We start from the raw sequence: 20,600 nt of genomic DNA, 5'->3' as shown, positions 1-20,600 counted from the left end.
TAATAAGTGATGATGAATAATGCGCTTTCGGACATTTTTCACAATCAAACCGCACTTACTCGTGAACGGTTAAGCTTTTGTGAAGCCAACATTAAAGATCTTAATGAGTGGGTCACTACCCTTTCTATTATGCAATTGGGTGATACTTCAAAAGCGCTATTTACAGCAATTTTGGAGCTGAATGAGTTAAATTGTAGTGAAACCTTACGCTTTGACTTAATTCAGACACTTCACCCAACCATTAATAATGTGTTGGCGAGTTTAGAAAAAAACTTCTTTAACCAAGGTGTCATTAGTACCGACCGTAACGAGCACATTATTGAGCTGGCCATGCTTCTGCGCTGTTATTTTGCCAGTATTTATTTAAATATTGCGCAAACAAGCCACGAACAGCTACAAAAGCAGAAGTTTTCTTTGTTCTCTTTTAAACAAAAGAAAAATTTACAAACCGCACGAATTCTGGCGACATTCCACGCATTGCAGCAGTTGACCAATCTTTTATATCAACAGCATATGCTCTATAGCGAACCTGTAAAAGGTCAATGGTTAATTGCTCACCAGCTTTACGAAACAGCGGTTCAATACAAATATCACTTAACCAATATTAATCATATTCAAGGTGTACAGCATCCGCTAGCCAATATTACGCAGGCTTATGCGCAGCTTATTTTATTAGATATTTTTAACACCAATCAGATTCGCCAGTCAGAAATTCAGGCCTTGTTTCAATGTAGTTTTGATTGGGCACGCATGATTCAGATCTTGCCGAAAGACACTGCTTCAACAAAGTATGTGGTGGACCCAACTAAAGATCATCCGCCTGTATATAACAAAAAACAAAGCTCAAACTTCAACCCAAGTATTTTTATTAGCACGCAAGCTTTGCTTGAGCATGTCACTGCCACCATGCATAAAAATGCTCAATATATGTCTAAAAATGAAAAGATTTATTTAAGTCCCGCATTAAAGTTTCACGTTCAAACGATTTTAGGCACCACAGCACAGCGCCGTCATGAGCGTTACGAATATAATGCAGCTTTACAAATCTGTTTTGGCTTAAGTACCGCACATTTTTATTTATCTAAAGCCAAAAACTTTGAAGAAACACTACAACTGAGTAATAACTATAATTTACAAAGTGAATCGAAAGTTTTATCCAATTTAGAGAAAAAAGAACAACAAACCTCGTCTTATCAACGCTTAAGCCGTGAGAGTAAAACCATTTATCAAACTACCGTGCTTGATATTAGTGTTAATGGCTATCGTATTAAATGGTCCGGCGAAGCACCTAAAAACTTAAGAACTGGCGAATATATTTTGGTGAAGGAAACGCTACATGGTCAGTGGCGTGGCGGTGTTATTCGCTGGATTAAGCAATCTACAGAAAAAAGTCTGGAACTGGGTTTAGAAATTCTTTCACAAGCCATGTTCCCTTGCGCTGTACATATTCAGGCAGAGCGGCATACGCGTAATTATCACCCTGCACTATTACTACAAACTCAAAACCTAGAAGAAATACAAAACACGCTTATTTTACCGGGGTCTCAAATTTTTAGAGAGCAACAAACAATTCATTTACGATTGGGGACAGAAGAAATCAAAGTGTATCTACTCAAAGCACAACTCATTACTCAAAGTTTTATTCAATTTCAATTTGAGCTTCTGAATGAGCAGCAACAGTACCTGCTTGATCAGTTCATGCTGAAAAAGAATAACACCGTGAATAGCCAAGATTTATGGGAAGCATTAAAGTGAGAAACTCTTTACTATCTAAAAGGTTAAAACGTACTGAAATACGTTTACTCATTATTGATGATAACCAGTTACGTTATAACCAAATTTTAAATTTATTATCGGGGAATGATTATCAAGTTAATGCCTTATTACTTGATGATTTAAAAAGTTTTGAAAAGCAGCTCAATACATCTTGGGATGTCATTATTTTTGGTCGCGCTTATGATTTGAAAATTGAACAAACTCTCTCCCTTGTTCAAGCCTCAGAACAGCCGCAGCTTCCAATATTACTTTTACAGCCAGACGACTACCAAGCGCAGCAATATCAAAGCTATATTCAAAAAGGAATTTATGATGTAGTCCCATTAGAACCGCTAGATTATTTCTATATTACGCTGGTTCGGGCACTGTCATACAGCCGCCTTTTACAGACGGAACAACGTCTTTTGGCCGAGCTTGATACCATTCATACGCATACGCAAACGCTGGTCGACAACAGCCATAAAGCAGTTGCTATTTTTCAAGAAGGCATCCACATTAAGGCAAATACCGAATATTTGAATCTTTTTGGTTTTCAACAAGAAGAAGACATTATCGGATTGCCGATTTTAGATGTCTTACAACCCAACGATTTAAATGTTTTTAAGCAGCGGTTTAAGAAAATTTCTTTAGGCCAGTTCGATCAAGCACGCTTTGAAATCCAGAGTCAGCATCAGGCTATTTCGGGTAATAATGCGCTAAAACTCGAGTTTATTCCAAGCCAAGAAGAAGATGCGGTACAACTCACCATCGACTATCAAGTTGATTTAACTACTCCAGCAAATAGTGCTCCGTCCGAAAAAAGTGTTGGGTTGAGTGCAGCTTGGCCGCAGATTAATCGTCATTTATCGACCCACCCTGCCCAAGCAAACGCAATTGTTTTATTTAGACTTGCCCAGTGTCCAGAACGAATTTTTCAACAGGGTTGGCAAACTTTAGGACAATATTTCAATCAGCTCCATGGTTTTTTAAAAGACCATGCACAGATGCCGATTTTCCAAGTCGACTTGGGTAGTTATGTGGGGATTTTACAAGCTGAGAATAATTCAGTTTTAAACTCACAGCTAACGAGTTTACAAACTTTGCAAAAAGAACATTTGTTAAAAGTAAATGAGCAAAACTTTTCAGTACAGTTAAAGCTTGGTTATGCTTTTCTCAACCAACCCTTAACTGAGAACTCTTTTAGCTCACTGCTGAACGAGGCTGAAAAACAGGATTTACCTCGGGTTACACCTCAACTTGAAGTAATGCCAACAGTAGAAAAAACGGTTTCACCGAGCATTGAAGCTGTTCCTCTTGATTTAACAATTGAACATTTTGACCATACGCCTCAGTCCTCTTTGCTCCAGCAATTAAGACAAAAACTAGCTCAGGGCGAAATACATCTGAAGTACCAGCAAATTTACGATAAGCATGACCAAGAAACTCATAACTATGAAGTGACAAGTGGTTTTATTGCTGGTGAACAATGGTATGACTTAAATGATTTAAGTGATCTTAAAGAAGATGCAGAACTTTCAATTCAGTTAGACCGCTGGATATTGGTAGAAGCGTGTAAACAGCTTCATAATTTCATTGCTCAGTATCCTAAAGCGAAACTCATTATTAACCTTAATATTGATATTTTGCTAAAAGATAAAACATTCCCTGAGCTGATTTCCAAACTACTGACTATTATCGGAAGTAAAATTGAAAGCCCACTGATTTTGCAATTTTCAGAACAAGCTCTTCAGCCTTATCTTCCAATTGCTCAACAACACATTGCTCGCTTACGCCAACATGGTGCGGAAATTTCAATTCGAGATTTTGCTTCTTCTATGTATAGCGACTCAATATTACAGCAGCTTGATATTCAACTTGTAAAATTACAGTCCAGCAAAACTGATCTATTAAGCTCAGACCAAGGGCTTAATAACTTACAAGAAAAAATATTGAACTATTTGACTGTAAAACCGATTGGAATTTTATTAGCTCACTTGAATGATATGAACCTGTTTGCCAATGCATGGAATGTAGAAGCACGTTTTCTACAAGGTGATTATTTTCAGAAAAAACTTGACCGCTTAACAGACGTACAAGACCAATAATGGTCTTGTATATTAAAAACAAAAAACGGGCTTATGCCCGTTTTTTGTTTCGTTTTGAAGTATTAACGCTTGATAGAGCGAGACATACCAGCAAAACGTTGTTTGAATTTGTCGATACGACCACCAGTGTCTACATTCTTTTGTTTACCAGTGTAGAAAGGGTGGCAAGCTGAACATACGTCAAGGTAAATAGTTTCTTTACCTAAAGCAGAACGAGTTTCGATTACGTTACCGCAAGAACAAGTTGCAACTAATTTTTCATATTTTGGGTGAATATCGGCGCGCATCGTCGATTACTCCTAATTGAAGAAAGGCTTAAGCTGTCATCGCAATTGATCACTCTCAATTAAATTGAGGAAAGCTTTTACAAGCAGATCAACACCACAACAGACCATTCTTTTGGCCCACCGAAACCTCAAGGGTTAGAGCTAAGCACAACAAGTGGGCAGTATTATACGTCATATAAATTTTTTTTGCGAATTAATCTTGGGATTTAGCCAAGTAATTTGCAATGACCCCACAGACCATTAACTGGATTTGGTGAAAGATCATAATTGGTAAAACGATCATACCTAAAGGTTGGCCAATAAATAAGATTTGTGCCATAGGTACACCACTGGCCAAGGTCTTTTTTGAGCCACAAAAGAACACTGTAATTTGATCAGCTCGGTTAAAACCAAAAACGCGCGGTAAATAAAGTGCAAGCAGCATAATAATGGTGAGTAAAACAGAACAAGCAATGGTCAAAAGCAGTAAGGTTTTCCAACTCACCTGATGCCAAAGCCCCGCAACCACTGCCCCACTAAATGCACCATAGACCACCATCAAAATTGAACCTTGGTCAAATGCTTTTACAATACTTGGTACTTTTGCCATATATGGAAAAACATAGGGACGAAGTAATTGCCCTAAAACAAAAGGCACTAATAGCAACAAAGTAATTTGTATAATTGAAGATGTAGGATCAAATCCGTGCTGACTTTGTCCTAAAATAAAGAAACTGACTAAAACCGGCGTAATAAACATACCCACCAAGTTTGAGAAAGATGCACTACATACTGCCCCCGCTACATTCCCTTTTGCAACTGAAGTAAATGCAATAGAAGACTGAACAGTAGATGGCAAGAAACACATAAACAAAAAACCCCAATAGAGCTGCTGCCCTAATAGAGGTAAAAGAATAGGTTTAGCCAATAAACCAATAGCAGGAAAAATAAAGAATGTAATTGCAAATACCAGTAAGTGCATTTTCCAATGCAAAATACCTTCAATGACTGCCTCACGAGACAGCTTGGCACCATGCAAGAAAAATAAAATAGCAATCGCGACTGTAGTTAATGTATTGAAATACTGCGCAGCTTGACCACTGACTGGAAAAAAAGTTGCTAGTAGTACCATGCCAACCAACAAAATTGTAAATCGATCAAGTGCCAAGAACTTCAGCATGTTCACATCCTATGATTATTTTAGATAAAGAAAAGCCCAGTTGATAAATTGACCATTTGGTCAAGCCTTCATCATACTGGGCTATAAAAATAAAGCTAGACTTTTAAGACCTAAATCTTAAAGCGCCTGAGTCATTTATTTAATTATTTCTAGCATTTGCGTCTTGTTGAATAAGCTCGACTTTGTAGCCATCCGGATCTTCAACAAATGCAATCACCGTTACACCACCCTTCATTGGGCCAGCTTCACGAACGACTTTACCGCCACGTGCTTTGATTTCTTCACATGCTTTATAAGCATCTTCAACACCAATCGCAATGTGACCATAGCCATTTCCTAAATCATAACTTGAGGTATCCCAGTTATGAGTAAGTTCAAGCACGGTATTATTTTCTTCATCGCCATAACCAACAAATGCCAGTGTAAAGCGACCTTCTTCATAATCACGCTTACGAAGTAACTTCATCCCTAATACTTCGGTATAGAACTTTAAAGATTGTTCTAAATTGCCTACTCGCAACATTGTATGAAGCATTCGCATGTTTATTCACCTGCCTTTTCTATGTCATGTGTTTGATGATCTTTAAGCAGTTTTCCAACCCAAATAACTAAAATTAAGATTGGAATCCCGATCATTGTGGTCATCAAAAAGAAGTTTGGGTATCCAATATTACTCACTATGGTACCCGAATATCCACCTAAAAGTTTTGGGGTAAGGGTCATAAGTGAGCTAAAGATCGCATATTGAACAGCAGTAAATGACACACTGGTCAAACTTGAAAGGAACGCAATAAATGCCGCACCGGCTAAGCCTGAAGCCATATTATCAACAACAATGGCAAAATAAAGCCATAGTGAGCTATAAGGTTTAATGACTTTACCACTAATCTCAACTTCTTGACCTGATTGAGTATCAATGTACGGTAAAGGATCGATATTCACATCTAATTCAGGTTTTGGTACAGAATTTGAAGCGACTTCATAATGGTGAGCAATCGATAATATTTTTTGATTTCCATCGACAATTGAAGCAGTAAGTTGCTTACTTGGTGATGACAATAATTTTTGCATATCAATTGCTGCGTTAAACACGCCCTTTTGATCTGTCATTTTTGCATCAAAATTTTGTCCATCAAGATTCACCACAATCTTTTGAGTAGGTGATAAGGCTTTACCAAAATACTGCCCACGAATCACGACACTGCCTTCGGAAGAGTTAGCCGATATCTGATCACTTCCCATTAAAGGTAAAATTTGTAAAGGAACACTCTCAGAATGAGTTGTCACTAGAGGTTGAGCCCGAACGATAGTCTCGGCTTGTTGATCTTGCAAAGCATAACCAGCTTTTACATCAATTTGTTGGGTGCCATTAAAACTTGAGCTTGGCACTTTTAGCTTCCAATACCCCACTTCATCTGGCTTCACTTTATAAGGGTGATTCCCAATTTGGACATCCACCATATCAAGCGGTTTTCCAGATTTTACTAAGCCAATGAAAATGAGATTAGTAGAGCTTGCCAATACAGCACCAACGAACATCAGTTTCATGATGTTCATACGTTGAGCTAATAAGCCACCTAAGAAACCACCCACCAAACTGAAAATAACACCATAAACTTTTACGGCTTCAGCAATTTGTTCTTTGCTAAAGTTCAGATCTTGATAAAAGACATTAGAAATCACACCAGCAATAATGTCTGAAATACGGAAGAACCCAATCAAGAATAGAAGTACTAAGGCAAGTTTGACACCATAACGTTTAAAGAAATCCAGAATTGGGGCAATCCAAGTTTCCTTAGCCATTTGCTGGTTCACCACACCTATTTTTACTAATAGATAACCAGCTAGAATGGCAACGCCTGTCGCCGTTAAGAACCTTAAAGCTTCTAAACCAAATAAAGCAGCACTATCTTGAATATTGCCAGCTTTTGAAATTGCTTCGGTAACTTGGCCTGAGTAAATATAGGTTAATACAAATGAAATAACTGCAATAAAAAATACTAAAACCAGACGGTAATAATCACTTGATTTATAGTTTTTATATATACGATCAACTTTAGGTTCACGAACGAGTAAAGTTGTAATAATACCGACCAACATGACTGCTGCCATCGTTAAATAGGTCGTCTTCCAAGCCTCGTAAATATAATTTCCTTTTGCGGTCCCCAAATGCGCCGCTAAGAATAATGCACCAGCACCAGCTACAATCATACCGATCCGGTAACCCGCATTATAAGTTGATGCCAACACTGTCTGCATTTCAGTTTCAGCCAGCTCAATACGATAAGCATCAATCACAATATCTTGCGTTGCAGCCGAGAAGCCAAGTAAAACTGCGCCTGCTGCCATTTGAACAAGGTAACTGTGACCTAAAGCAGGGTCGGCAAAAGCCATTGTACATATCGCAAGTACGATTAAACACTGCGCAATAAGCAACCATGCACGTCTTCGGCCTAAAGCTTTAGTCAAAACTGGTACAGGTAACTCATCAATTAAAGGAGCCCAAACAAATTTAAAGGAATATCCTAAAGCCGCCCAACTGAAAAAAGTAACTGCACTTTTATCAATCCCTGCCTCACCTAACCATAAAGAGAGACTAGAGAAAATCAATAAAATGGGTATTCCGGCAGAAAAACCCAGAAATAGCATAATTAATGCACGACGGTCTAAAAATGCTTTAAACGCCGAGACCCAACCAGAGGTTTGTGTGGTCATTCGTTTTTTATTTTCCATAAATTATAAATGCGCCTATTCAATCGCTTCTTACAATTGCTTTCAAGATTCTTTATGCAATCAAGTTTTGTTTTGATGATAAAAACGGCAAGTTTGCTTGATATTTTATGCTAAACCTGTATACCTTTAATCTTCAACCTTCGTTTTCTTTTGCTGGATATCAACAGTGACACAAAAACTTGATCAAGTGACATCTTCAACTTTATCACTCGCTAAAACAAACACCACAAACGTCACAATAAATGCATTTCCTTCAGCTTTTGAGCAACCTGATATTAAAATGACTTTAGATAAAACAGCGTTAAAACCCGAACAACTTACGCATATTCCAAATTTTGAAAATATTCCAGCCTCAACAAAACGCATCAAGCCGCTCAACAACTTTTTAGGGCAAGACCGCGCCAAAGCTTCGGTAGAAGCTGGCATTTCCTTACCCTACTCTGGTTATAACATTTTTGCGGTAGGAACAGCAGGCTTAGGTAAACGCACCATGATTAAGCGTTTACTACAACAACATGCCAAAACAATGCCTACTCCAGATGATTGGGTATATGTTTATAACTTTAAACAGGCTCGTCAGCCCATTGCGCTACGCTTCCCTGCTGGACAAGGAATCAAGTTTCAACAAACTCTTCATCAAACTTGGCAAATTATTTTAAAGCAGCTTGAACGCCGTTTTAGCGCAGAGACTTATCATAACCGTATCGAGCGAATCCGTCAGGAAACTGGTGATGAACAGCAACAGGCACTTGTCGAATTAACAAAAGAAGGCGAAGAACTTGATCTAAAATTGATTTCTCGAAATGAGAAACATGGCTTTGTACCTGTACAGTTAAAAGATAATCAGGTTCAAGAACTGACTCAAACAGAAATTGACGCTTTAAATAGTAAACAGCGTGCTGAGATTGCAGCCAATATTCGCTATATGGATAAAAAGCTTGAGCGTCTTGGTCTGCATTTGGGCGACTTAGAAGATGACGCACGCGACAAAGTTTCTGTTTTAAATCGAGACATCGCCACTCAAGTGGTTATGCCACGCATGGACTTAATTTTAAATAAATATGGTCAAGTGAAAGGCCTTGAAGATTATTTAAAACAGTATGCTCAAGATATCATTGACAATGTTGAGTTAATTTTAGAACAAGAAGAAGATGACTTTGCTCCTGCTATGTTCAATCGCGTACCGGCGCGTTATCAAGCAAATGTGATTGTCTCAAATAAACCAAACAGTGGTGCGCCAGTTATTTTTGAAGATTTCCCAACGCACTACAACTTGCTGGGTCATGTAGAACAACTCACCCACAACGGTACAATTACTACAGATTTCACTCTTATTCGTCCCGGTGCCCTACATCAAGCCAATGGTGGTTTTTTAATGCTGGAGGCTGAACAACTACTCGAACAGCCTTATGCATGGCAAGGTTTAAAGCGTGCCTTAAAATCGGGCCAACTCAAGCTCTCTTCTCTTGAACATATGTTGACTTTAACCGGCAGTATCTCGATAGAGCCTGCTGCTATTCCACTTGATATTAAAGTGGTACTGATGGCAGAGCCTGAGATTTATTATGAAATTTTAGAAGTAGAACCAGAGCTTGGTAGCGTATTTAAAATTCGCGCAGATTTTACCGATACATTACAACGTAATGACGAAAATGAACAAGCTTATATGCAGCTGATTGCTGACTATGTACAAGCCGATAAACTGCTTCCATTTGACCGCAGTGCTCTAGCGGCATTACTGACAGACTCAAGCCGTCAGGCCGAAGACCAAAGCTCATTGTCGTTACATGCTTCAACGTTGGGTGATCTTATTCGTGAAGCGCATCATCATGCATTTAAAGCCAATGATAAGATGGTAACCGACCAGCACATTAACCTTGCCCTACAACACCGACAATATCGCTTAGGCTATTTAAGAGAACTTTACTGGCAAGATTTATCGCGTGGAACCCAGTTAATCGAAACTTCTGGCCATCGTTTAGGTCAAATTAATGCCCTCTCTGTCATTCACTATGCAGATGTTGAGTTTGGTTTACCTTCACGTTTAACTGCCTCGGTTTATCAAGGCGGTGGCGATATTCTTGATATTGAACGTAGTGTAGAACTAGGCGGTTCATTGCATGCCAAAGGCGTGTTACTCATGTCTAGCTTCTTAAAAGCTCACTTTGGCCGTGAACAGATTTTACATTTTTCTGCTGCTCTGGCTTTTGAACAAAGTTACGGCCAAGTGGACGGCGACAGTGCAACCGTTGCCGAGCTTTCTGCATTAATATCTGCAATTAGTCAGTTACCAATTGATCAGTCATGGGCAATTACCGGTTCTATGAACCAGTTAGGTCAAGTTCAACCAATTGGTGGCGTAAATGCAAAAATTGAAGGCTTCTATGATGCATGTAAGCTACAAGGTTTAACTGGCAAACAGGGTGTCATTATTCCACGCCAAAACATGCAACACTTGATGCTACGTCAAGATGTGATTGATGCGGTGCGAATGGGTCAATTCCATATCCATGCAATTGATACAATTGATCAAGCACTTGAGATTTTAATGGCTCGCCCTGTTGGTACCCTCGACAAAAAAGGCAAATACAGTAAGCATTCTATTTATGCCGCTGTAATGGAACAACTTGAGTACTGGCAAGCGATCGAAGATGGCGCAGAAGTTGAAGAAGAGCCGAAGAAGAAAAAGAAAAATAAGAAAAAAATTAAAAAGCATGAAGAGCTCACAGCCGATGATCTTCCTCAAGAAACTCAAGAGGAAGTTGCTACGCTGAAGCAAAAATAAAACTGACATAAAAAAGGGCTTGTAATAACAAGCCCTTTTTTATGAATAAGGTAAAAATTAACGAACAATCTGCATTGCTCTTCCGCCAGCCAACTGACTAAAGTATTGCTTAAGCGCTTCGACACAACGTTGAATTTTCATTGGTTGTTGATCGTGTTTCGCAATCTCTGCATATAAAGTGAAAGCTGGGAGTTTCCAATCTGGAAGGATTTCAATTAAAGAACCATTCTTTAATTCTTTTTGAGCATCTAAATATAAAATTCTGGCAATTCCATGCCCTTGCTGGCATAGCGCTTTAGCCACTTGTAAATTATTACTTTGCAAACGGCTTGCCATCTCGATATTTAATTTTTCACCAGTTTTAGCGTGCTGAAAATTAAAACTACGTGAGTCATTCATTGCATTGATAGAAAGCAACTCATGGTTGTTTAAATCATTTGGATGCAAGATCGGGCTTGTTTGATTGAGATAGCTGGGAGAGGCTACCAAAATCTGATCGACAAAAGCCATAGGAATAACAGAGTCACTCTCTTCTACCGCGGTAGAGCTCATGCGCACTGCAATATCAATTCGCTCTTCGATTAAATCGATATATCGATGCCCCACTTCAAAATGAACAGATAGACCACGATGGGCAGACATCCAGTGAGATAAAGCAGGAATAATGTGCTGAACCGCTAAATCAGGGGTAGTTGCAATACGCAAGTCACCAATCAAATCATCTCGCAATTCATTGATTCTGATTTTGCCTCTTTCTGCTGCTGCCAACATTTCTTGGCAACTTGAGAAAAAAGCCTGCCCTGCTTCAGTCAAACTAAGTTTTCGCGTAGAACGATGTAATAAAATTACATCCATTTCATTTTCAAGAGAACGGATTTGCTGACTTACAGCACTTGTTGTAATGCCTAATTCACGTGCCGCACCACTAAATGAACTTTTTTCAACCACACAAGCAAAAACACCCATCGCACGAAGCTGATCTAACATAGGTTTCCTCAAATCTAATTCTAAATTTATAAAAAATGCTTATTGTTGTAATGAAAGCAACCAATTGTATTATACGAGGAAACCTATATTTAATGCATTAGCTAATTTGGTAAAAGATTTGCAGGGTTGATCGGTTTACCGTCAAGGCGAATTTGGAACTCAAGCATAACGCGAGATGCCCCTGAAGACCCCATTTCAGCAATCTTTTGGCCTGCGGTTACATTGTCACCACTCTTCACCATCATCTTGCTATTGTGGGCATACGCACTGATGTAACCATCAATATGTTTAATTAAAACTAAGTTACCATATTCTTTCAGACCATCGGCTGCGTATACAACTTGACCATCAGCCGCCGCATAAATCGGGTCACCTTGGTTACCACCGTAACGGATTCCTTTGACATTATTCGCCAAATTAAAGCCTTGAATAACCGGACCGTTATTTGGTTTCACCCAACGTAAGCTTGAGCTTGGAATAGATGCTCCCACTGTTGTATTGGTTGATGGCGCAACAGTTGCTGGCGGTGGAGTGGTTGTGGTTGGTGCAGTAGTTGTCGGTAAAGCAATTGTTTGACGCTTAATTGGTTCCGGTTGCGCCATGACTTGTGTCGACACAGTTCTTGGTGAAGAAGATTTCTTCAATCGTAATGATTGATTAACATAAATACGATATGGCGGTGCAATACCATTCATCTCTGCAATACTGAGATAGTCCAGACCATAACGCATTGCAATACCACTTAAAGTATCACCTGAACGGACCGTGTAATAGTTAGGAGCCATTGCATAGCGAGAACTATTATTAATTTGTGGTTTAGAAGCACATCCTGCCATTGCAACAGTAAAACCTACAGCTACAGACAACATCATAATTTTCATTATTTTGTCTCTTTGAATATGCAATCTGCTTTGTTGCCCAGTTAAATGCATCGATCTCCCTCACTAAATGCTACAAATCATTTCGGCTAAGAGTACCAAAAAAGTAAGAGGAAACATGTTCCTCTTTTTCTTTATTCACAAAGTTATAACATTCGGCTCAGTTTATTACCCCAAACTGGCCTGCAAATCTTCTAAAACCGCATAGTTTGTTGCATCCATCTGAATTGGCGTCACGCTCACAAAACCATTCGCGACCGCAAAAAAATCAGATTGAATTTGGCTAGCAATACGCTGTGGATCAGTTACCGCCTCACCCGCAAGACCAATCCAGTACACCTGTCTTCCTCTAGGGTCTACATGGCTGGTGATAGGTTTAGATTGGGCACGGCGGCCTTGGTAAGTAATTTGTGTACCTTTAAGCTGAGGTACATCTGGAATATTAATATTAAAAATATGTCGCGGTGGCAGTGCAGGTAGTCCTTTTGCGATAAAGTCATGTACCCATTTAGCTGCTTGCGCATAATCATCTTTATGGTCGTATGAACGTACATCAGGCCCAGCCAAAGAAACCGCAATTGCAGGTTGTTTCATTAAACGACCTTCAAAGGCTGCACCAACAGTTCCCGAATATAAAACATCATCGCCTAAATTTGCGCCACTATTGATTCCACTAACAACCAAATCAAATTCGAAATCAAATAATCCATTCATGGATAAATAAACACAATCGGCTGGTGTTCCATTAACAGCCCATACATCTTCAGCAATTTGAATAGGACGTAAAGGACGATCTAAAGTTAAAGCACTCGAAAACCCGCTTCTTTCACTTTCTGGAGCAACCACCACAACACGGCCTAGTGGTTTTAACGCGTCAGCTAAAGCTTGTATACCTGGTGCAAATACACCGTCATCATTGGCAATTAAAATATTCACAAAAAATCTTTCTCGACAAATAAACCCAGAGGTTTTCTCAATTGAATTATTTGTTGAATTATATATATTTATGCCTCCATAGCATTATAAAATTGTGAAAAAATGAAAACTTTCGCTCCTTTTTTTCAAGTATTGGGGATCAGTATCACATTGTGTACTCAAGCGGTTTTTGCTGATGAGGGTATCTCAACACAAGAAGCTGACAGCTTAATTAAAGATGACATTGCCTCGACTCAAGTCTTACAGGAAATTTGCCCTACTTTTGTTGGTGCAAATAAAAAACTTGAAACCAATACTCAAAAGATTATTGCAATGTACCTGAGTGGTTATTCCAATAAATCACTTACCTTCTCTGCGCTGCAAAATGATTCAGAATATAAAACCCTGTTAAGTGAAGCACGTCAGGCTGCCAAAGAAATGGATCACCACGAACAACATGAACTTTGTGAGGAAGTGGTAAATTACAAAGATTAAGAGCTTAGCTCAATCAGTACGCTTATATTTGGGGTTTTCTGTTGAGATAAAGCAGAAAACCTACATAACAATACATTTTTTCCATTTTTTTAGCGTTTAAATTGTTTAAGCTATCGACATATTTCAAATTTTGGTTTCAGGTTATCCATGTTTATGAAAAAAAGCTTAGTTCAATCACTTTCTGTTGTTTTACTCATGACAATGGCAACAGTGGGTTATGCTGCTGACAAGAAAAAAACAGCTGAAAAGAAAACTGAAAATGAAAATGTTGTTGAAGTTACACCGTCCAAAGGTACTACACCGGAAGAATTAGCAGCAATTCAAGTACTTTCTGAAATTTGCCCAAGTTTAATTGGTAAAAAAGATGCCGAATTTGCTCAAGGTTATGAGCGTCTTGTAAAAGACTATTTGCCAAATGAAGCCGATCCAGTTGCCGCTTTAGAAAAACGTAGTAAAGACAAGAGCTTCAAGAAAGTCTTAAAAGAAGCACGTAATGATGCAAAAGCTGCTGGTAACGAACAAAATACGTTAGTTTGCCAAGACGTGAAAGCTTATCAATCGCAAAACTAAATTAGTTAAAAACTCTCTAGTTACAATACTGTTTGAAAAAGCCGACTTCCCCCATAGAAGTCGGCTTTGCTTTATCCTAAAATGCTAGGCTCTTCTGCTTCATACAAGATATTGGAATTACCTAGAATGACTCGAAAAAGCGCTATTGCTGCACTCCTCCTCTTACCAAGTTTTTCTTATGCAGCAACTGTCTTATCAGCTCCGCCAGAATTAAATAATAAGTCTTATGTATTAATGGATTACGAGACAGGACAAATTCTCGCTTCTAAAAATGAAAATGAAAAGCTTGCTCCTGCTTCTATGACTAAAATGATGACAAGCTACATCATTGAACAAAAATTATTAAAAGGTGAGCTTACCGAAAATGAACAGGTTCGTATGAACGAATCTGCTTGGTGTAAAGGCAGTAGTTCTGAATCATGTATGTATGTTCCATTAAATGGCACAGCAACTGTTTTAGAAATGCTTCGCGGTATTATTATTCAGTCAGGTAATGATGCATCAAAAGCAATGGCTGAACATATTGCTGGGAATGAAGGTACTTTTGCTCACATGATGAACCAAGAAGCAAAACGTATCGGAATGACCAATACCCAGTTTATTAACTCAACAGGTATGCCAGCTGAAGGTCATTACTCAACTGCAAAAGATATGGCTGTTTTAGCACAACATATTATTAAAGACAGCTCAAAATACTACCCGATTTATTCTGAAAAAGAATTCACATTTAACGGTATCAAACAAGGTAACCGTAATGCTTTACTTTACACTGACCCAAGTGTTGATGGCTTAAAAACAGGCCATACTGATGAAGCTGGTTACTGCTTAACGACTTCAAGTAAACGCGGTCCAATGCGTTTAATCTCAGTTATTTTTGGTACACCAAGCATGTCTGAACGTGCTGACCAAACTCGTGCACTATTGGCATGGGGTTTTGCAAACTTTGAAACTGCAAATGTACAACCTGCAAACCAAGTTCTTGCAAAAGCTAAAGTTTGGTTTGGTAAAGAAAATGAAGTTCAGGTTGGTTTAGCTAAAAACTTCAATGTAACTATGCCTAAAGGCAAAGCGGACGGCATTAAAACTCAATTGGTTGTTCAACCGAACCTAAATGCACCACTTCAAAAAGGTCAAGTCGTTGGTAAGCTTGTTGCAAGTTTAGATGGTAAAGTTATTGCTGAAAAACCATTGGTTGCTTTAAAACCTGTTGAAGAAGCTGGTTTCTTCGCACGTTTAATTGACCATATCAAACAATTCTTCAGCAACTTATTCTAAATTTAAATAATTTTAGAATAGTTGAATTAAGCACTCATGCTATTAGCGTGAGTGCTTTTTTATTTTATACTTTTACTAAATTTTCTATTGATACTTCTCATGGCAAAAAACATCCGTCCTTATTTAGACCATCACCCACAAATTGATCCAAGCTGTTACATTGATGAAATGTCCGTGGTTGTAGGTGATGTTAAATTGGCCGAAAATGTTTCGGTGTGGCCTTTTGCAGTCATTCGCGGAGATGTAAACAGTATTCAAATTGGCAAAAACAGTAATGTACAAGACCACTGTATGCTACATGTCAGCCATAAAAATGATGCCAAACCTAATGGTTCACCTCTTATTATTGGTGAAGATGTGACAGTAGGCCATCATGTGACTTTACATGGTTGTACAATTGGCAACCGAGTTTTGGTTGGGATCAATACGGTTATTTTAGATGATGTTGTTATTGAAGATGATGTGATGATTGGTGCGGGAAGCTTAGTTCCGCCTCGTAAAGTCTTAAAAAGTGGTTATCTTTATGTTGGAAGCCCCGTACAACAAGTACGTCCTCTAACCGAAAAAGAATTGGCATTTTTACCTTACTCAGCAAGACATTATGTAAAAGTGCAAAATAACCATAAAGATAATCAAATAAATTAAAACAAATCGAGTTTTTCAAACGATAGAGTTCTTCGCATGCTCTATCGTTTGTAAGATGACCGTAGCCAAAAACCCCTAAATTTCGTATTATACGACTTTTAAATTCATGGTGCTTTTTTATGGCCGCATGGACTCCTCATGTCACTGTCGCTACAGTCGTAGAAAAAGATGGACGCTATCTTTTTGTCGAAGAACATAGCGAAGGTTTTGTACACACAGTGTTTAATCAACCTGCTGGTCATGTGGAATGTGGTGAAACACTAACAGAAGCAGCGATCCGTGAAACGCTTGAAGAAACAGGACATCATATAGATATAGATGCCCTACTTGGTATTTATACTTATACCCCCCCTATGTTTCCGGACCGTACTTATTATCGCTTCTGCTTTTTAGCGCATGTGACCCACGTCGAAAGCGACCCAAAACTTGATACAGGTATTGTTTCTGCTGTCTGGATGACTCTAGATGAACTTAAAGAATCTGCCCGTGCACGTAGTCCTCTTGTCATTAAAGCCATTGAAGACGCCATGAAAGGACAACATTATCCTTTAGCTCTTATTTATGAGCACCCTTTCTCTTCCTCATTAACTTCTCATTTGGATGCCTAGTCCTATGCAACAACGTGTCATCGTCGGTATGTCTGGTGGCGTAGATTCCTCTGTTTCTGCGGCGCTCTTACTTCAACAGGGTTATCAAGTTGAAGGCCTTTTCATGAAAAACTGGGAGGAAGATGACGGCACGGAATACTGTACGGCAATGGAAGATTTAGCCGATGCTCAAGCAGTCGCAGATAAAATCGGTATTAAACTTCATACTGCAAACTTTGCTATGGAATATTGGGACCGCGTATTCGAACACTTCTTGGCTGAATATGCAGCCGGTCGCACTCCAAACCCAGATATCTTATGTAATAAAGAAATTAAGTTTCGCGCATTTTTAGATCATGCCATGACCTTAGGTGCAGATTTTATTGCAACAGGTCATTATGCTCGTCGTGCTGAAACTGCTTATAACTCTAAAGGTGAAGCATATGCACCTTTATTACGTGGTTTAGATAACAATAAAGACCAAACTTATTTCTTACATGCAGTACATGGCCGTGAAATTAATAAAACCCTCTTTCCGGTAGGTGAAATTGAAAAACCGGAAGTTCGTAGAATTGCCGAAGAACTAGACTTAGCAACTGCGAAGAAAAAAGATTCAACTGGCATATGTTTTATCGGTGAACGTCGCTTTAATGACTTCCTTAAACAATATTTACCCGCTCAACCAGGTAAAATTGTACTTGATAACGGCAAAGAAGTTGGTGAACATCACGGTCTGATGTACTATACGCTCGGTCAACGTGGCGGTATTGGTCTAGGCGGTATGAAAGGTGCATCAGAAGGTGCATGGTTTGTACTTCATAAAGATGTTGCCAATAACCGTTTAGTGGTCGGCCAAGGACATGATCACCCACTTATGCAAAGTACACAGCTTTGGAGTGAGGCCATTGACTGGGTAGCAGGCGAGCAAAATATTCCGGCTGAAGGATTACGTTGCACCGCTAAAACACGCTATCGCCAGCCTGATCAAGCTTGTACAGTGTTTATTGATGAAAATAGTGAGCATGGTGTTCGTGTTGAGTTTGATGAACCTCAACGTGCAGTTACACCAGGCCAAAGTGTTGTATTTTATTCGGATGAAGTTTGCCTAGGCGGGGGTGTTATTCACCATACAAACGCCCCTACACCAAATTTTATTTAAGGGAATGAATGGCATGGTGGAGTTACCCTTTCAACAATCACAAGCCTTGAATGTTCGCCAAAACCGTGCCCTTGCCTTGGCTGGGGTATTTCAAGCGACCCAGCTTACGCATATGACCGCCATGACAGGTCAGCAAAGTATTGGTGAAAGTGGTAACTTTTATTTTGAGTTATTAATAAAGGCGAGTTTAAATATTCGCCCTACAACAAATAATAATGCTGTTCAGACGTTGGATTTTTTTAATCAATTGGCTGATATTTCGTTGGGTCTTAAAACTCTTGAAAATTGTATCACTCAGCCTTTTACCAATGCGCCTAAATCTCGTTTGCCTAAAATGCGTAGTGCAAAACTTCCAATGTCTTATGCGATGTCACTTTTGCAGTTAGAGAAAAAGGTCTATAGCAATCCTGAATATGTGGCGATTATTGAAAAAGCGCAGCAGAAAATTTTAAAACAGCTTTCTTTTTTTGATAATAACTATTTACATCCAAGTATTTTAGCCAATTTGGCGCAAACCTATGTTGATACTGCCGGACAGATTAATCCACGTATTCTTGTTCGTGGTAATGCTGAGGCATTTAAAGATACCAACCATACCAACCGTATTCGTGCTTGTCTGTTTACGGGGCTACAAATGGCCCATTTATGGCGACAACTCGGCGGTAGTTCATGGAACATGATTTTTAGCAAACGTAAATTGCTACAGGATATTCAAGCACTTGCTCGTTTACAGTACCAAGTTATCTAAGGCTGTAACGAGATTATTTTTGTTTTATGTTTATTCCAGCATTAAGGAATCGTTATGAACGCTTTAACCGCACTATCACCATTAGATGGACGTTATGCCAGCAAATGTGATGCGCTACGCCCTTTTCTTTCTGAGTTTGGTTTAATTCATGCTCGTGTCACTGTGGAAGTGCGTTGGTTACAAGCGCTTTCTAACCGTCCGGAAATTGTTGAAGTTGCTCCTTTCTCAGCTGAAACAAATGCAGCTCTAGATGCAATCGTAAGCAACTTCTCTGAAGAAGATGCGAACCGCATTAAAGAAATTGAACGCACAACTAACCATGACGTAAAAGCAGTTGAATACTTCTTGAAAGAGAAAATTGCAGGTATTGCTGAATTACAAAATGCAGGTGAGTTCATTCACTTTGCTTGTACATCAGAAGACATCAATAACTTGTCTCATGCACTTATGCTTAAAAACGGTCGTGAAGTTTTAGTATCAAGCATGAAGCAAATTTTAAATGCAATCTCTGCTTTAGCTACAACTCATGCTGAACAACCGATGTTGTCTCGTACACATGGTCAAACTGCTAGCCCAACAACTTTGGGTAAAGAAATGGCGAACGTTGCATATCGTTTAGCTCGCCAAATCAAACAATTTGAAAATGTTGAATTATTAGGCAAAATCAATGGTGCAGTAGGTAACTACAATGCTCACCTTTCTGCTTATCCAAATGTGGATTGGCCAGCGCATTCACAAGCTTTTGTTGAATCTTTAGGTTTAACATTTAATCCATATACAACTCAAATTGAGCCACACGACTACATGGCTGAATTATTTGACGCGTTACGTCGTTTCAATACAATTTTGATCGACTTTAACCGTGACGTATGGGGTTATATCTCTTTAGGTTACTTCAAGCAAAAACTTAAAGAAGGTGAAGTTGGCTCATCAACTATGCCGCACAAAGTTAACCCAATCGACTTTGAAAACTCTGAAGGTAACTTAGGTATTGCAAATGCAGTGTTGGCTCACTTAGGCGAAAAATTACCAATTTCTCGCTGGCAGCGTGACTTAACTGACTCAACTGTACTTCGTAACATGGGTGTTGGTTTTGCTCAAAGCTTAATTGCTTTTGATGCTTGCTTAAAAGGTATTGGTAAACTTGAACTCAATGCAAACCGCTTAAATGAAGATCTTGACCAAGCTCAAGAAGTTCTTGCAGAGCCAATTCAAACAGTTATGCGTCGTTATAACGTTGAAAAACCATATGAGAAGTTAAAAGCATTAACTCGTGGTCAAGCAATGACGCGTGACATGATGGTTGACTTCGTAAATGGTAACGAACTTGCTCAAGTACCAAGTGAAGAGCGTGCTCGCTTAGCTGAGCTTACACCTGCAACTTACACAGGTAATGCTGCTGAACAAGCTAAACAAATTAACGAATTAATTAGCAAAATCTAATTAAAAAAGTTATAAAAAGCGAAGCTTAGGCTTCGCTTTTTTATTACACTCATACAAATCAGAATAAAGACTTA

Annotated in this window: 18 protein-coding genes; 11 read left to right on the top strand and 7 right to left on the bottom strand. The window is 38.9% G+C overall.

Annotated elements, in window-relative coordinates; translation table 11 throughout:
- Window positions 1-9: 9 nt before the first annotated feature.
- Together NQ782_RS10620 and NQ782_RS10615 are read left to right on the top strand one after the other, a co-directional pair.
- Window positions 10-1,755 (top strand): hypothetical protein, encoded by a 1,746-nt coding sequence (locus NQ782_RS10620; protein WP_000981543.1) that lies wholly within the window; start codon window positions 10-12, stop codon window positions 1,753-1,755.
- On the top strand, window positions 1,752-3,860 hold the full coding sequence (locus NQ782_RS10615; protein WP_086230953.1) for an EAL domain-containing protein: 2,109 nt from the start codon (window positions 1,752-1,754) through the stop codon (window positions 3,858-3,860). The genes NQ782_RS10620 and NQ782_RS10615 overlap by 4 nt, the downstream gene beginning before the upstream one ends.
- Window positions 3,861-3,922: 62 nt before the next feature.
- On the opposite strand, the gene rpmE is transcribed toward NQ782_RS10615, so the two are convergent.
- The 4 genes from rpmE to NQ782_RS10595 all read right to left on the bottom strand — a co-directional run bounded on the left by rpmE (window position 3,923) and on the right by NQ782_RS10595 (window position 8,039).
- Window positions 3,923-4,147, bottom strand: coding sequence for a 50S ribosomal protein L31 (rpmE, locus tag NQ782_RS10610; protein ID WP_001200845.1), 225 nt, complete (start codon window positions 4,145-4,147; stop codon window positions 3,923-3,925).
- Between the two features lie 193 nt (window positions 4,148-4,340).
- Window positions 4,341-5,312 carry a bile acid:sodium symporter family protein gene (locus NQ782_RS10605; protein WP_169518026.1) on the bottom strand — a complete coding sequence of 324 codons (972 nt, stop codon included), beginning with the start codon at window positions 5,310-5,312 and terminating at the stop codon, window positions 4,341-4,343.
- A 133-nt stretch (window positions 5,313-5,445) separates the two neighbouring features.
- Window positions 5,446-5,847 (bottom strand): lactoylglutathione lyase, encoded by a 402-nt coding sequence (gene gloA, locus NQ782_RS10600; RefSeq protein ID WP_001242511.1) that lies wholly within the window; start codon window positions 5,845-5,847, stop codon window positions 5,446-5,448.
- A 2-nt stretch (window positions 5,848-5,849) separates the two neighbouring features.
- Complete coding sequence (locus NQ782_RS10595) at window positions 5,850-8,039, bottom strand: AmpG family muropeptide MFS transporter (protein ID WP_057094207.1); 2,190 nt, start codon at window positions 8,037-8,039, stop codon at window positions 5,850-5,852.
- A gap of 166 nt (window positions 8,040-8,205) precedes the next feature.
- On the opposite strand from NQ782_RS10595, the gene NQ782_RS10590 reads away from it, so the two are divergent.
- Window positions 8,206-10,824 (top strand): Lon protease family protein, encoded by a 2,619-nt coding sequence (locus NQ782_RS10590; protein WP_000192279.1) that lies wholly within the window; start codon window positions 8,206-8,208, stop codon window positions 10,822-10,824.
- A gap of 57 nt (window positions 10,825-10,881) precedes the next feature.
- Here NQ782_RS10590 and NQ782_RS10585 read toward each other — a convergent pair whose 3' ends face one another.
- The 3 genes from NQ782_RS10585 to surE form a co-directional block, all read right to left on the bottom strand.
- A complete protein-coding gene (locus NQ782_RS10585) occupies window positions 10,882-11,811 on the bottom strand; it encodes a LysR family transcriptional regulator (protein WP_000886770.1) in 930 nt (309 codons plus the stop codon).
- Window positions 11,812-11,912: 101 nt separating this feature from the next.
- Entirely contained in the window at window positions 11,913-12,743 is an 831-nt protein-coding gene (locus NQ782_RS10580; RefSeq protein ID WP_000550750.1) for a peptidoglycan DD-metalloendopeptidase family protein, read from the bottom strand.
- Window positions 12,744-12,857: 114 nt separating this feature from the next.
- The gene (surE, locus tag NQ782_RS10575; RefSeq protein WP_001023216.1) at window positions 12,858-13,625 is read right to left on the bottom strand and encodes a 5'/3'-nucleotidase SurE; all 768 of its coding nucleotides are present in this window, start codon (window positions 13,623-13,625) and stop codon (window positions 12,858-12,860) included.
- 102 nt (window positions 13,626-13,727) lie between these two features.
- Between surE and NQ782_RS10570 the strand changes: the two genes are divergently transcribed.
- The 8 genes from NQ782_RS10570 to purB all read left to right on the top strand — a co-directional run bounded on the left by NQ782_RS10570 (window position 13,728) and on the right by purB (window position 20,526).
- Complete coding sequence (locus NQ782_RS10570; protein WP_004739539.1) at window positions 13,728-14,099, top strand: MCR_0457 family protein; 372 nt, start codon at window positions 13,728-13,730, stop codon at window positions 14,097-14,099.
- A gap of 147 nt (window positions 14,100-14,246) precedes the next feature.
- Window positions 14,247-14,669, top strand: coding sequence for an MCR_0457 family protein (locus NQ782_RS10565; protein ID WP_000480885.1), 423 nt, complete (start codon window positions 14,247-14,249; stop codon window positions 14,667-14,669).
- A 126-nt stretch (window positions 14,670-14,795) separates the two neighbouring features.
- Entirely contained in the window at window positions 14,796-15,944 is a 1,149-nt protein-coding gene (dacC, locus tag NQ782_RS10560) for a D-alanyl-D-alanine carboxypeptidase PBP5/6 (RefSeq protein WP_057094205.1), read from the top strand.
- A gap of 99 nt (window positions 15,945-16,043) precedes the next feature.
- Complete coding sequence (locus NQ782_RS10555) at window positions 16,044-16,589, top strand: gamma carbonic anhydrase family protein (protein ID WP_001107199.1); 546 nt, start codon at window positions 16,044-16,046, stop codon at window positions 16,587-16,589.
- A 119-nt stretch (window positions 16,590-16,708) separates the two neighbouring features.
- Window positions 16,709-17,197 carry an NUDIX hydrolase gene (locus NQ782_RS10550; protein WP_057094203.1) on the top strand — a complete coding sequence of 163 codons (489 nt, stop codon included), beginning with the start codon at window positions 16,709-16,711 and terminating at the stop codon, window positions 17,195-17,197.
- 4 nt (window positions 17,198-17,201) lie between these two features.
- Window positions 17,202-18,335: a tRNA 2-thiouridine(34) synthase MnmA gene (gene mnmA / locus NQ782_RS10545; RefSeq protein WP_001187604.1), complete on the top strand. Its 1,134-nt coding sequence runs from the start codon at window positions 17,202-17,204 to the stop codon at window positions 18,333-18,335.
- Window positions 18,336-18,348: 13 nt separating this feature from the next.
- Window positions 18,349-19,083, top strand: coding sequence for a high frequency lysogenization protein HflD (gene hflD / locus NQ782_RS10540; RefSeq protein ID WP_000229971.1), 735 nt, complete (start codon window positions 18,349-18,351; stop codon window positions 19,081-19,083).
- Window positions 19,084-19,137: 54 nt separating this feature from the next.
- Window positions 19,138-20,526 (top strand): adenylosuccinate lyase, encoded by a 1,389-nt coding sequence (purB, locus tag NQ782_RS10535; RefSeq protein ID WP_000993080.1) that lies wholly within the window; start codon window positions 19,138-19,140, stop codon window positions 20,524-20,526.
- Window positions 20,527-20,600: the final 74 nt, after the last annotated feature.

The sequence above is a fragment of the Acinetobacter sp. BD54 genome (assembly GCF_044778325.1).
GTDB lineage: Bacteria > Pseudomonadota > Gammaproteobacteria > Pseudomonadales > Moraxellaceae > Acinetobacter > Acinetobacter baumannii.
Note: the sequence above shows the minus strand (reverse complement) of the source record. Positions and strands in the feature narration are given on the sequence as shown.